At 64.2% G+C, this 13,616-nt stretch carries 12 protein-coding genes and 1 riboswitch; of the genes, 4 read left to right on the top strand and 8 right to left on the bottom strand.

The window, feature by feature from the left end; genetic code table 11:
- Window positions 1-70: 70 nt before the first annotated feature.
- The gene (locus ACP7BZ_RS20315; RefSeq protein WP_426116541.1) at window positions 71-667 is read right to left on the bottom strand and encodes an outer membrane protein assembly factor BamE; all 597 of its coding nucleotides are present in this window, start codon (window positions 665-667) and stop codon (window positions 71-73) included.
- 78 nt (window positions 668-745) lie between these two features.
- On the opposite strand from ACP7BZ_RS20315, the gene fur reads away from it, so the two are divergent.
- Window positions 746-1,174, top strand: a complete 429-nt coding sequence (fur, locus tag ACP7BZ_RS20320; RefSeq protein WP_426116543.1) for a ferric iron uptake transcriptional regulator — start codon at window positions 746-748, stop codon at window positions 1,172-1,174.
- Window positions 1,175-1,197: 23 nt separating this feature from the next.
- Here the strand turns inward: fur and hrcA are convergent, their stop codons facing one another.
- Both hrcA and ACP7BZ_RS20330 read right to left on the bottom strand, forming a co-directional pair.
- Entirely contained in the window at window positions 1,198-2,214 is a 1,017-nt protein-coding gene (hrcA, locus tag ACP7BZ_RS20325; RefSeq protein WP_426116545.1) for a heat-inducible transcriptional repressor HrcA, read from the bottom strand.
- Between the two features lie 97 nt (window positions 2,215-2,311).
- On the bottom strand, window positions 2,312-3,028 hold the full coding sequence (locus ACP7BZ_RS20330; protein WP_426116547.1) for an HAD family hydrolase: 717 nt from the start codon (window positions 3,026-3,028) through the stop codon (window positions 2,312-2,314).
- A gap of 175 nt (window positions 3,029-3,203) precedes the next feature.
- On the opposite strand from ACP7BZ_RS20330, the gene ACP7BZ_RS20335 reads away from it, so the two are divergent.
- The 3 genes from ACP7BZ_RS20335 (at window position 3,204) to ACP7BZ_RS20345 (ending at window position 4,905) form a co-directional block, all read left to right on the top strand.
- Complete coding sequence (locus tag ACP7BZ_RS20335) at window positions 3,204-3,776, top strand: hypothetical protein (RefSeq protein WP_426116549.1); 573 nt, start codon at window positions 3,204-3,206, stop codon at window positions 3,774-3,776.
- A gap of 19 nt (window positions 3,777-3,795) precedes the next feature.
- Window positions 3,796-4,410, top strand: coding sequence for a hypothetical protein (locus ACP7BZ_RS20340; protein ID WP_426116551.1), 615 nt, complete (start codon window positions 3,796-3,798; stop codon window positions 4,408-4,410).
- A 246-nt stretch (window positions 4,411-4,656) separates the two neighbouring features.
- On the top strand, window positions 4,657-4,905 hold the full coding sequence (locus ACP7BZ_RS20345) for a hypothetical protein (protein ID WP_426116553.1): 249 nt from the start codon (window positions 4,657-4,659) through the stop codon (window positions 4,903-4,905).
- A gap of 122 nt (window positions 4,906-5,027) precedes the next feature.
- Here ACP7BZ_RS20345 and ACP7BZ_RS20350 read toward each other — a convergent pair whose 3' ends face one another.
- The 5 genes from ACP7BZ_RS20350 to ACP7BZ_RS20370 form a co-directional block, all read right to left on the bottom strand.
- Complete coding sequence (locus ACP7BZ_RS20350) at window positions 5,028-7,661, bottom strand: S53 family peptidase (RefSeq protein WP_426116554.1); 2,634 nt, start codon at window positions 7,659-7,661, stop codon at window positions 5,028-5,030.
- Between the two features lie 86 nt (window positions 7,662-7,747).
- A riboswitch (cyclic di-GMP riboswitch) is annotated at window positions 7,748-7,834 on the bottom strand.
- Between the two features lie 73 nt (window positions 7,835-7,907).
- The gene (gene rsmA / locus ACP7BZ_RS20355) at window positions 7,908-8,717 is read right to left on the bottom strand and encodes a 16S rRNA (adenine(1518)-N(6)/adenine(1519)-N(6))-dimethyltransferase RsmA (RefSeq protein ID WP_426116556.1); all 810 of its coding nucleotides are present in this window, start codon (window positions 8,715-8,717) and stop codon (window positions 7,908-7,910) included.
- Between the two features lie 8 nt (window positions 8,718-8,725).
- On the bottom strand, window positions 8,726-9,784 hold the full coding sequence (gene pdxA, locus ACP7BZ_RS20360) for a 4-hydroxythreonine-4-phosphate dehydrogenase PdxA (RefSeq protein ID WP_426116557.1): 1,059 nt from the start codon (window positions 9,782-9,784) through the stop codon (window positions 8,726-8,728).
- Window positions 9,785-9,787: 3 nt separating this feature from the next.
- Window positions 9,788-11,200 carry a peptidylprolyl isomerase gene (locus ACP7BZ_RS20365; protein WP_426116559.1) on the bottom strand — a complete coding sequence of 471 codons (1,413 nt, stop codon included), beginning with the start codon at window positions 11,198-11,200 and terminating at the stop codon, window positions 9,788-9,790.
- A 97-nt stretch (window positions 11,201-11,297) separates the two neighbouring features.
- Window positions 11,298-13,571 carry an LPS-assembly protein LptD gene (locus ACP7BZ_RS20370; protein ID WP_426116561.1) on the bottom strand — a complete coding sequence of 758 codons (2,274 nt, stop codon included), beginning with the start codon at window positions 13,569-13,571 and terminating at the stop codon, window positions 11,298-11,300.
- Window positions 13,572-13,616 lie beyond the last annotated feature (45 nt).

Genomic DNA, 13,616 nt, shown 5'->3' on the forward strand with positions numbered 1-13,616 from the left:
TGGTGGACGCTGGCTTGGTGGATGCTTGCTTGGTGGACGCTTACTTGGTGGACGCTTACTTGGTGGACACCTATTTGGTGACCTGAATGGTGGCGGAGCCAGCCTCTTCTTTTTTAGGCGCCGCCTTGGCCGCCACCTTGGCGGGACCGGCGATGCGGGCGATGTATTCTCTTTCGGTGGGCAGGTTGCCGCCGTCGAAACGCTCGACCTTGTCATCCTTAAAATAGACGGTGACACGCGCTTTGGTCAGCTCGCCGTTGCCGCGCGCCAGATAAAACGGGTAATCCCAGCGCTCGGCGTGGAAAGCGTCGGTCAGCAGGGGGGTGCCGAGAATGAACTTGACTTGGTCGCGGGTCTGGCCCACCTTGAGCTGGGCCAGCATTTCTTGCGATACGAAATTGCCCTGCTGAATGTCCGGCCGGTACGGCGAAAACACCCAAAAGAATTTTTGCAGCTTGGTGACGCTCGACGTCTGCGCGCCCGCATTGGCGACGGCGGCCGCGCGGTTGGCGTCCGACTCGATGGCGGCCGGCGCCGTCGAGACAGCAGCCGCAGGCTGGGTCTGGCGCCAGCTCGAGCAGCCGGCCAGGGTCAGTACCCCGCAAGCGACCAGCAATACATGGCGCAGGGCAGTAAATCGGGGCAAACGGGCAATTGTGACGCGCATAGGGAACCTCAAAACGTTTGAGCGCTAGCTCCAAAACGCTATATCATAAAGCACTACGCCCAACTTCGAGCAACAAACATGAGTAACAACCCTACCGACCTGAAGGCCAGCGGCCTGAAAGCGACCCTGCCGCGCCTGAAAATTCTGGAGATTTTCCAGAACAGCGAAGTACGCCACCTGACTGCCGAAGACGTCTACAAACAGCTGTTGACGGAGAACCTCGACGTTGGCCTGGCCACCGTGTACCGGGTGTTGACCCAGTTCGAACAGGCGGGCCTGCTCAACCGCAACCACTTTGAAACGGGCAAGGCGATTTTCGAGCTCAATGCGGGCTCGCACCACGACCACCTCGTCTGTTTAGACTGCGGCCGCGTCGAAGAGTTCTTCGATGAAGCGATCGAATCGCGCCAGAACACCATCGCCAGCGAGCGTGGCTTTAGCATTGCCGAGCACGCCCTGGCCATCTATGGCAACTGCATCAAGCCAGCCTGCCCCTACCGCGCCTGATGCAGACCCGGCATCAAGGCTGGTCAGCCGTGGCTGAGGGCGTTCGACAGTAATTTGGCGGTGATGTCGACGATGGGAATGACGCGCTCGTAGGCCATGCGGGTCGGTCCGATCACCCCCAGCGTGCCGACGATCCTGCCATTGACTTCGTAGGGCGCCGTCACCACGCTCATTTCATCCATCGGCACCAAGTTCGATTCGCCGCCGATGAAAATCTGCACGCCGGTGGCCTTGCTGGAGACATCGAGCAGCTGCATCAAGCCGGTTTTTTGTTCGAACATGTCGAACATCTGGCGCAGTGACGTCATGTTCGACGACAGGTCCGATACGCTGAGCAGATTGCGCTCGCCGGAAATGACCATGTCGTCGCTGTGGTCGGCCATCGCTTCGCTGCCCGCCTCGACCGCCGCCTGCATCAGCCGGCTCATGTCGTCGCGCAACTGGCGCAGCTCGCCGGTGACGCGCGCGCGCACCTGGTCGAAGGACAGACCGCCATAATTCTGGTTAATAAAATTGGCCGACTGCACCAGCTGGGCGGGGGTGTAGTCGACATCGGTGAGCAGCAGGCGGTTTTGCACGTCGCCGCGCGGGTCGACGATGACGAGCAAGATGCGTTTTTCGGACAGGCGCAGAAATTCGATCTGCTGGAACACCGATTCGCGGCGCGGACTGAGCACAACGCCGGCGAACTGCGACAGCGAGGACAGCATCTGCGCCGCATTGGCAATGGTTTTTTGCTGCTGCGGCGCTTGCAGACGCATGCGCGACTGCGGGTCGAGCTCATCGATTGATTGCACCGTCAGCAGGGTATCGACAAAAATCCGGTAGCCGCGCGGGGTGGGAATGCGGCCGGCCGAGGTGTGCGGACTGGCGACGTAGCCCATTTCTTCGAGATCGGCCATGATGTTGCGAATGGTTGCCGGCGACAGGTCGAGCCCGGAAATTTTCGACAGGGCGCGCGAGCCGACCGGCTGGCCGTCGGCGATGTAGCGCTCGACGAGGGCCTTGAGCAGGGTTTGGGCGCGGTGATCGAGTTGCATGACAGTCTGGGATACGCGGTCGGCTTGGCAAAATGAGACTTCATTATGCACGCTCGCGCCGCCGCCGGGTAAGCGGGCGTGGCGGGGCGACGACGGCTTAGATGTGGGCGTGTTCCAGCCAGTTGAGCAATTCATCAAAATCGGTGCAGATGGCGTCCGGTTCGACCCCGTGTTCAAGATGGGCGCTGCTGCCGTTGCGGTTGAGCCAGACGGCGCGCAAGCCGGCCTGCTGGGCGCCGCGCACATCGAGCAGGACATCGTCGCCCACATACACCGCGTCGGCCGGCGCCACCCCCAGTTCGGCGCAGGCGGCCAGGAAGATGCCAGGCGCCGGCTTGGCCTGGCCAAAACTGTGCGCCGCCAGCGATACCTTAAAATGGTGGTCGAGGCCGATCGCGCGCAAATCGGCATTGCCGTTCGAAATCGAGCCGATCAGGGTACGCCGGCCCAATCGTTCGAGGCCGCCCAGCACATCCGCATACGGTGCCACCAGGTTGCGGGCGGCGCCAAACACTGCCATGGCGCCATCGATGTGGGCGGCATCGGCGTCACAGGCGGCGAAGGCATCGAGCAGGCCGGCGCGGCGCAGGGCTGCCAGATCGAGGTGAAAATGGGGCTCGCGCGCCAGTTTGGCCATGCGCGCCTGGCGCAGGCTGTCGATCGAGCAGCTGGCGGCGACGGCCGGGGCGTGCTGCTCGAGGTAGCGCCACAGCAATCGCTCGGCCTGCTCGATGACGGGGCCGATCGGCCACAGGGTGTCGTCGAGGTCGAACAAGACCGCGCGCGGCCAGGCTGGAGGGGGCATTGCTGTCATGGCACTCTTTGCAGTAAATGAAAACGGGACGCTGGGCCGGGCGCGCGCGGCAGTTACACCGCGATACACGGACAATCACGTCACAGCATAGCAAATGCACTAAAATGACGACCAATTTGTCTATTTGCGGTGCCCGCACCCTGGCGGTACTGCCCCAGTCGATTTTGGAGAAAACATGAAAAGTCTGTTCCTGCGTTCGGGCGCTGCGCTCGCGTGCGCCCTGACCCTGGCCTCGTGCGGCGGCAGCGGCGGTAGCCTGAGCCTGGGCGGCGGCGTCTACGGCCTGACCCGTGACGGCCTGGTATTACAAAACAATGGCGGCGCCGATCTGGTGGTGGCCGCCAACAGCACCTCGTTCATTTTTCCCGACCTGATCGCCTTCGACACCGGCTTTAACGTGACGGTGAAAAGCTCGCCACCCAGCAGTGTCTGTACGCCAACGAGCAACAAAGGCACGACCGGCACCTATAACATCACCACCGTCGTCATTTCCTGCGTCACCGATTCGTTCGCCCTGGGCGGCAGCGTCAGCGGTCTGACCGGCAGCGGCCTGATTCTGATTAACGGTCCCGACCGTATCGCCGTGCCGGCCGGCGCCAGCAGCTTTGCGCTGTCCAAGGTGGCCTTCGCCGCGCCCTACGGCGTGACGGTACTGACCCAGCCCACCAACCAGACCTGCTCGGTGAGCAACGGCACCGGCACCATGGCCGCCGCCGCCGTCAACAATGTCCAGGTCACCTGCATCTGACCGCCTCACGGAGAATTCAATGACTTTATTTACCTGTTTGCGTCCGGCCGCCGTGCTCGTCATGGCACTGGGCCTGGCCTCGTGCGGCGGCAAAGCCAGCTTTCCCATCAATGGCACTGTCACCGGCCTGCAATACGACGGCCTGTTACTGAGCACCAATGGCATGAACCTGAAAGTGGCGGCCAACGCCACCGCCTTCAGCTTTCCCAACTCGCTTTCGTACGGTGATGTGTTCAAGATCGTCATCACCACCCAGCCGGCGCACCAGACCTGCAGCACGATCAGCCCGACAACTGGCTACGACACGTCGAGCGACACCGCCGGCCGCACCGCCGCCATCAACATCGCGATCGGCTGCAGCGTCAATACGTACGCCATCGGCGGCACCGTCACCGGCTTGAGCGCCGGCACCCTGGTGCTCACCAACGGCACCGCCGGCGGCACCATCAGCATCGTGCCGGCGACGGTGGTGACCGATCCCGTCACGTACAGTTTCACTACCCTGGTCAGCTACAACACCAGCTACGGTGTGACCGTCTTGACGCAGCCCGATGGCAAAGTCTGCACCGTCAGCAATCCGACCGGGGTGATGGGTGACGCGGCAGTGGCGAATATCAATGTCAACTGCGTGTGATGGCGCAGTTATACGCTATATGATTAACTGATATTCGAAAAGACAATTAGATTTATATGCTGTAGCGCAGCATACTAGTCCTGTCTCCTCCAAGTCTCCTCAAAAAGAATTGGATTTCAAGCCCGCTCAACAGCGGGCTTTTTTTTCGCCTGATTCAATTGAATGGGGCTGCGCTTCGCGCCGGCGGCGATGCTGGCATCATGGACCCGATACCGGTCGCGACCGGCAACCACCAAGGGAGCGCGCATGGCAACGGAAACAGTGGGGCACTACGAGATCGACTACAGCGGCGTGTACATGGACGACGTCGATGGCTGGGCTGCCTGGGTGACCATCTACGGGCCGTCGAGCAACCCGATGCACCGTGACAGCATCGTGCCGGCGCAGCGGGTGGCGGTGCAGCAGGTGTTTGAAACGCAAGGCGCCGCCGAAGCGGCGGCGCACGAGGCGGCGCTGGCGCTGGTGGCCGAGAAAGCCACGCAGGCGCCGCGCTGACGGGCTCACTAAGAGCGCCTGACAAAACCTTCAGGGCAAGGCGTGACGGCGAAGACGGTACCACCGTACGGCAAGCCGGAGCAACGCGGTCATCGAGGTGTTGTCAGGTGCTCTAAAGCATCTTATTTGGCGCTGATGGTAATCGGCACACTAGCACGGGCAGTCAAGCCAGCCGCGTCGGTGGCCACCAGTGTCAGCGTATACGTGCCAGTGACGGGGCTGGGCCACGACATGGTCAGCGCGGTCCCGTTAAAACCGAAACCCATGCCCATCGGCGCGCCGGCAATCGACAGCGACAGCGAGTTCGACCCTGGTGCGGCGACGCCGATGCTGCCGCTGAACGGCTTGCCAGCCACGCCCGTCATCGGTGCAAACGTCAATACCGGTCCGGCGGCGGCGATCTTGATGGCAAAGACTGCCTGGCCGCTTAACAGCGTCTTGCTGTCACGCGCCACCACCGTCATGCTGTAGCTGCCCAGCACCGGGCTGGCCCAGCTGACCACGCCGGCGCTGCTGATGCTCATGCCGGCCGGGGCGCCCGTCAGGCTGTAGGTGACGGCGTTCGGTGCCACCACCCCGACCGTGAACGACAAGGCCGAACCGGGGCGGCCGCTGATGCTCGCAGCCGTCACCACCGGTGCCAGCGGCGCGGCAATCGCCACCGTGTAGAGCGCTTTGCCGACCAGGCCAGTCTTGCTGTCGGTGGCGATGACGGTGACGGCGTAGGTACCAGCGAGCGGCGCCGCCCAGCTGACCACACCGGCGCTGCTGATGCTCATGCCGCTGGGGGCGCCGCTGAGCGACCAGGTCAGGGGGTTGGTGGCGCTGACGGTCACGCCAAACGACAGCGCGGTGCCCACTTTACCGCTGATGGCGCCAGCGCTGACCAGCGGTGGTGCCGGTGGCGCGATGGTGACCGTGTAGACGCCCTGCCCGCTCAAACCGCTGACGGTATCGCGTACCAGGGCCGTCACGCTGTAGGTACCGGCGAGCGGGGTCGGCCAGCTGACCACACCGGCGCTGTTGACCGTCATGCCGGCCGGGGCGCCGGTCAGGCTGAAGGTGACAGGATTGCTGGCGCTGCTCGACACCGTGAACGACAGCGCGGTGCCGACCTGGCCGCCGATGGCGGCGCCGGTCACCACCGGTGGGTTGGCGATGACGGCGGCGCCCGACAGGATCTGCAGCAGGCTGCTGACATTCGGCGTACCAAGGCCGGTCAATGGATCGTAGCCCAGCTTGGCCACGCAGGTGGCGCAGGTGCCGTTGCTGCCCTTGAGGACGTCGGCGAAGGCGCTGGCATAATTGACGGGCACGGCGCCGATCTGGCCGTATAGCACGGCGTGGGGGGCTGCCAGCGGCGCCTTGGCGCTCTGCGCGCGCATGGCGTTGGCCAGGGCCACCAGGCCGGCCCACTGCGGCGTCGACAGGCTGGTGCCGCCGGCGCTGACCCAGCTCGGGGTGGTGCTGCCCGGCACCATCACGGCCACATACTGACCGCTTGACGGGTCGGCATTGAAAGCCACATCGGCCACCGTGCGGCGCAGCGGCAAGCCGACGCCGGGAATGGTGCTGTTCTGGTACGACGGCGTGGCCGTGTAAGCGCTGGTGCCGCCGCCTGTGCCGGACCAGCTCGTTTCACTGCGCACGCCGGTGCCGCTGTAGGACAGGGTGGTGCCGCCCACCGCCACCACCTTGGTCGACACTGCCGGCCAGGAAACGGCGGCGCCATTGTCGCCGGTGGCGGCCAGGTAGCTCATGTTGGCAGCACCGAAGGCGGCGTCAACCGAGGCGGTCCAGCTACCCTCGTTGGCACCAAAACTCATCGAGACGACCCCGGGGCCCATGGCATTGGCCAGTTTGACGGCGCCGATCAGGCTGTTAAGGGAGGCGTCGGCCGCCTCGATCAGGATGATGCGCGCCAGCGGCGCGGTGGCGTGGGCCCATTGGACATCGAGGGCAATTTCCGTGGCCCAGCCCGAATCGTAGGCAGGAGCGGCGCTGGTCATGGCGCCAGCAGCGGTGTTGTAGACCACCGATAGCTCGCAGGCGCTGGCCGAAGCGGCCGCCAGCGGCAGCGCCTGGGTGGGGGCGATGGCCTTGGTGGTACAGGTCGGCAAGCCAAATTTGCTGTTGAACGCGGCCAGTTCGGCAGCCGCGTTGGGGTCGTGCATGGCGTCGACAATGTAAATGGTCTGACCAGCGCCGAGCTGGGCGCGCTGGCTGGCGCTCAGGGTGGCGCCGGCAGCGGGCAATGCCGGCAAGCCGTAGGCGGCGCGGATCTGCGCAGGCGAATAGGTGGCAATGACGGCGGCGCTGGCCATCGGTGCGGCGCTGCCGCTGGCTGCCGGCGCGCTATCGGTGCCGTCGATGGCACGCCGCCGGCCCCCTTCGCGAATATCCTGCACCGTCAGGCGGCGCGTCGACACTTGCCGCTCGCCGCTCGACAGTTCGCTGCGGCGCGGCGCACGGTGGGCGTCGCCGGCATCGATCTGGTCCGGCTCGGCCAGCAGGGTCGGCGCCAGGTTGAACATCGGGCGGGCGACGAACGCAGCAGCCGCATCGGGCAACGGCGTCATGTCCAGCTGCAAGGTGGTGACGGCGCTGGCCGGCGCCATCGGCGCGCTGGCGACGGTGGTGGCGGTGGTGCCGTCGGTGCTGCCGCCACAGGCGCTGAGCATGGCGGCGACGGCCAGCGCGCCAAATGTCACGCGGCCGGCTGGCTGCGTGTAAAACGGAATCGTCGGATGGGTCATGGAGAGGCTCTCGTCTGGGCGAGGGCGTTGCCACGTCAACGTTGCCGCACGGGGCGGCGCGGCGCGGACGAAGTGCCGGCGCCTGCATTGGCGGCCCCGCTGCCGTGGCGCTTGCGCGCGGTAGGCCGGTAGCTTTGCGTCACCGTCTTTCGACGGTTTTGCCCTCAAGAAATAATAATTGCTTAAGCGTACTTACAATAGCAAAATTTGTATCGCCCGCCTAGAATTTAATCAGAGAAACTCGATTTAGATGACGGGCTGTTGCGCCGTTGATGCAGCCGGCGCCGGCTTGAGCAAGTTGGCCAGTGCGACATACTGCTCAAGGGCTACTGCTTCCGGGCGATGGCTCGGATCGATGCCGGCGCCGATGATTTGCGCTTCGGTAAACATGCCAGCGAGGCAATTGCGGATCACTTTGCGGCGTTGCGAAAACGCCTTCAATACCACCGCTTCGAGGGTGGCGCCATCGCAGGCGAGGCGCTCGGCGACGGGAATCATGCGCACGATGGCCGATTCGACCTGCGGCGGCGGCTCAAAGGCGGTGGGCGGGACGATAAACAGCAGCGCCATGTTGTAGCGCCATTGCAGCATCACGGACAGCCGGCCGTACACCTTGCTGCCAGGGGCGGCCACCATGCGCTCGACCACTTCCTTTTGCAGCATGAAATGCTGGTCTTCGATCAGGTGGGCGAAATCGGCCAGGTGAAATAGCAGCGGGCTCGAGATGTTGTACGGCAGATTGCCGACGACGCGCAGCTTTTGCCCCGGCGGCACGGGGATCTGGGAAAAATCGAATTTCAGGGCATCGCCCGAGTGGATCGTCAGTTTATCGCGCGGGAACTGCTTTTCCAGCCGGGTCACCAGATCGCGGTCGAGTTCGACGACATGCATGTGGTCGAGCCGCTTGATGATCAGGGCGGTCATGGCGGCCAGGCCGGGACCGATCTCGACGAGCGCCTGGCCCGGGTGCGGATCGATGGCGTCGGTGATGTTGTCGAGAACGAGTTTGTCGGTCAGAAAATTCTGACCGAAGCGCTTGCGGGCCACATGTTTCATTGGGAATCTTAAAGAGGTGCTGGGGAGGAGGAAAGCGCCGGGCGGCGCGCCGCCACCATCTGCACGGCGCAGCCGATGGCCTCGACCATGCTGCTGCAGTCGGCCAGACCGACGCCGCGCGCGGCCAGGTCGAGCGCAGTACCGTGGTCGACCGAGGTGCGCACCAGTGGCAGACCGAGCGTGATATTCACACCGCGGCCGAAGCTGGCGTACTTGAGCACCGGCAAACCCTGGTCGTGGTACATGGCCAGCACGCAGTCAGCGTCCTGCAGGTATTTCGGTTGAAACAGGGTGTCGGCCGGATACGGGCCACGCGCATCGATGCCGCGCGCCTGCGCTGCGGCCAGGGCGGGCGCGATGATGTCGATTTCCTCGCGTCCCAGGTAGCCGTTTTCACCCGCGTGGGGATTCAAGCCGGTGACCAGGATGCGCGGCGCGGCGATGCCGAAGTTGCGCTTGAGGTCGCCGTCGATGATGTCCAGTACCTCGGCCAGTAAGTCGCCGCCGATGGCATCGGCCACCGCGCGCAGGGGCAGATGGGTGGTGGCCAGCGCCACCCGCAGGGTGCTGCTGTCAGCCGTGGTACCGGCCAGCATCATCACCACACGCTCGCTGCCAGTTTTTTCAGCCAGATATTCGGTGTGGCCGGAAAACGCCACGCCGGCGTCATTGATGGTCGATTTTTGCAGGGGGGCGGTGACCATCGCCTCGAACCAGCCCGCTTTGATGCCAGCGACGGCCAGGTCGAGAATATCGAGCACCGAGCGGCCATTGGCGGCGTCGAGGGTACCGGCCACCACGTGGGCAGCCAGCGGCACATCGATAACGGTGAGCCGTTCAGGACCGAAGTGCGGCAGGCCGCTGTTGCGCAGGGCCTGGGTCGACAGCGCGGCGACGCGAATCGCCGGGTCGATGTCGGCAGCCAGCATGGCCAGATAGGCGGCGTCACCGAGCAGCACGCAATTGACCTCGGCGCGCAGGGCCCAGGCCGCGCGCAGCGAAATTTCCGGACCGATGCCCGCCGGCTCGCCGGTGGTGATGGCGATGACGGGACGGGTGCCGGCCATGCCTTACTTTTCCTCGCGGAATTCGACGTAGGCGCGGTCGCGCACCTGGCGCGCCCAGTCCTCGGCCGCTTCCTGCATCTTGCGCTCGCGAATGACGTTGCGGGCGGCACTGCGCTGGCGTTCCTTGGTGGCGTCGTCACTCTTACGCTCGAGCACTTCGATCAAGTGCCAGCCGAACGGCGTTTCTACCGGGGCGCTCACTTCGCCCGGCTTGAGGGCATTCATCACCGTTTCGAATTCGGGCAGCGAGTCGCCCGGATACAACCAGCCGAGGTCGCCGCCCTTGCTGGCGCTGGCATCGGTCGACATGGTGCGCGCCAGGTCTTCGAACTTGGCGGCCTTGTTGTCGAGACGCTCTTTCAGATCGGCCAGCTTGTGCTTGGCTTCGGCGGCGGTCATGGTCGGCGTTACCTTGATGACGATGTGACGCGCGTGGGTTTGCTGTTGGGCGGCCACGTCCGGCGCGGCAGCGGCAGCGGCGCGCTTGTCGACCAGCTTGAGCAGGTGGAAACCGGTGGCGCTGCGGATCACCGGGGTGATCTGGCCGGGCGCCATTTTGACGATCTGCTCGGCAAACAGCGGCGGCAGGCGGTTCGGGTCGCGCCAGCCCACTTCGCCGCCCTTGAGGGCGTCGGGAGCGTCCGAATAGGTAGCGGCCATCTTGGCGAAATCGGCGCCGGTACGCAGCTGGCGCGCTACTTCATCGGCGCGTGCCTTGCGGGCAGCGGCTTGCTCGGGAGTGGCGTTTTCCGGGATGCGCACCAAAATCTGCGAAATATTGACTTCGAAGCGGTCGGCAGCGGCGGCCTGTTCGGCCGTCAGATAGGTATCGACTTCGGCGTCGGAAATCTGGATCTTGGCATCGACTTCGTGCTCACGCAGGCGCTGCATGGTGATTTCGTTACGGATCTCTTCGCGGAAGGTGGCGAAAGGCATGCCCTCTTTTTCCATCTGCGCGCGCATTTGCGGCAGGGTCAGCTTTTGCTGCTCGGCGATGCGCAAGATGGCGCGGTCGAGTTGCTGGTCGTCCGTTTTAACGCCCATTTCCTTGGCCAGCTGCTGCTGGGCACGCTCAACGATCATCGCTTCCGTCACCTGGCGCAGCAGGTCGGCGCTGTCGGGAATCGGCGCATTGCTCGCTTTCATGCGCCCTTCCACCGAGCGGATGCGGGCGGCGATTTCGTTGCGCGTGATGACGTCGTCGTTGACGACGACGGCGATCGAGTCGATGACGTTGGCAGGGGCGGCAGCTGGGGTGGCAGCTGGGGTGGCAACAGGGGGGGCAACGACGGCTGCCTTGGTGGCTGGCGCAACGGCAGGCGCAGGCGCAGTGGCAGGCGCCGCGCCTGGATTACGCACCTGGGCCAGGCTGTGGCCGGTGGCCACGCTGCACAGCAATACGGCCGCAAGTTTCATCGGAGTCAGTTGAAAAGGTCGCATAGTCTGGAAAACACTCATAGGATGATTCATATTCACATGAAAAAATGCTTCAGGGACCGTCAGGATGGCCGCACTAGCGGCTTGCCACCGGGCTGAGCCGGCTGTAGCCGGGGATACTCTTGTTGAACGACTCGAGCGGATTGCCCAGGCCCAGGCGCGACAGGCCATTTAATTCAAGCTGGAAAAAAATCGGTGTCGAGGTGGTCAGCGCCGCCGTCACGAAGCGCTGCGCGCCCATCCGGAACACCCAGCAGTCGGCCTTGTATTCCAGCCCGACCAGACTTTCCACCACTTTTTTATCGAGCAGCGAGTAACTGACCCGGCCCACACCATACCAGCGCGTGGTCAGTGGCCACTGGCTCGACAGGTCGACATTCTTAAAACTGGCGCGCACGTAACGGTACTCGGCATTGATGACTTTTTTCTCGCCCGGCTGCCACTGCGCGCCAAAATTGGAGCTGAACACGCTGTGGGTCGTCGCATTGTATTGTACTGCGCTGTCAAAAGCCCAGGTTTCCGATACCCGGCCGGAAGCGGCCAGCAAGACGTCCGAATGGCTCTGGCTGAGCAGCGCATTGGGATCGAGCTGCACCCGCTGGCCGCCAAAATAAAAGCGCTGGCCCAGCGCCAGCCGCAGCCGCTCGGCGCCGTTCGATTCAATAAAGCGCGAAGTGAGCGCCACCGTCGCCTGGTTGGCGTCGGCGATGCGGTCGTTACCGACAAAACGGTTTTCCGTGAACATCTGGGCGAAACTGAAACCCGCCTCGGCGCTGTCGAAATTCGGGAATGCGCTCTGGTCCTTGTAAGGCGTGCGCACGTAAAACACGCGCGGCTCGAGGGTCTGGGTGACGGCGCGGCCAAACAGCTTGGTGTCGCGCTCGAACACCATGCCGCTGTCGAGCGAGAGGGTGGGAATGGCGCGCGACAGCGAGGCGCCGGTCTCGGGCAATACCCGGGTACCGGTGCCGACGGTGGTGGTCAGATTGCTGTTGTCGTCCAGGCTGTACTGGGCGACGTTCATCATCAACTTGGGGGTGATGAAATAGCTTGGCCGCACGATCGGGTACGACAGTTGACCCTGCGCCACCGCGCGGTTACCGCGCACCAGGTCCGGGTGCCAGAAGCGGGTCGCTTCGGCGTCGAACGACCAGTCGAAACCGGCAACGTCGTAACGGCCCGTGTGGAAATTTACTTGCGGCAGACGGTCGTAGGGACGCGGGATCGTCAAGCCCGGATTGGCCGCGGCCGCCGGGTCTTGCAGCACCTGGTAATTCTGGACGCGGGCATTCAGGCTCCAGAATTGCTGGTTGTAATCGGTGCGGATTTCGCGCAGCAGCTGGCGCTCGGCGCTGTTGGCCACCGACTGCGAGAAATCGGCCGGGTAGTCGTTGTCGGAGGCGCCCTTGAGGTTCCAGCCATACGACCAGCCCGGCGCAATCGCTTGCGTGTGCACCGAGTTGACCAGCCAGCGGTCGCTGTTGTGGACGCGGTCGTGCACCATCAGCTCGGCCGTGGTCTGGCCGGCGTAGGCGCCGGCGGCGGTTTCGCCGAGGTAGCGGCCGGTGGCGCCCATCAGCAAGCCGCGGCGGAAAATTTCGCGCGGGAACAGCGTGATGTCGCGGTTCGGCGCGATATTAAAATAATACGGCAGCATCACTTCGCCGGAACCCTTGGAACCGAAGCTGACGGTCGGTGGCAACCAGCCCGAACGGCGCGCGCCCGACAGCGAGAACGACATCGCCGGCGTGGCCAGGATCGGCACATCCTTGAAATACACGATGGTCTTGCCGGCGGTACCGACATCGCGCCCCTGGTCGAGCCGCATGGTGTTCGATTTAAGGTACCAGTCCGGATTGACGCCGTCGCAGGTGCTGTAGGTGCCGTCGGTGACCACTGCCTCTTCGGTGTTAATAAAATCGATGCGGCGGGCCTTGCCCTGGGCATTGTTTTGCGCCAGCCGGTAGACCGGATGATCGAACCAGCCCTTGCCCGAATCGAGTTGCAGCTGCAGGGCGTCGCCCTGGTAGCGGTCGCCGAAGCGCCACATCTTGACGTTGCCTTGCGCCTCGACCAGGTCTTCGACCACGTTATAGCAGGCGACATCGGCCGTCATGCGGGTCTTGTCGCGGACGATTTCGGTGTTGCGCTCGAGCCTGACCTCGCGGTCCGGACGGCCGCTGATGCGCTCGGCCTCGACCACCGTCGGCGCATTCGGGTCCTCTACCGGCCGCAACGGGCGCAGGCTGACCTGGGCGTACGCCGGCACGCTCACGCTGCAGGCGAAGCCAAGGGCGCCGAGGGCACAGGCCAGGCGGGTCAGGGGGAAGGGGGCTGGAGTCCAGCTCATGAAACGGAGGCAAACACTATTCGAGGGCGATTTTTTGGGGCTAAT

The sequence above is a fragment of the Massilia sp. PWRC2 genome (assembly GCF_049896725.1).
In the GTDB taxonomy this organism is placed as follows: Bacteria; Pseudomonadota; Gammaproteobacteria; order Burkholderiales; family Burkholderiaceae_D; genus JAFCUW01.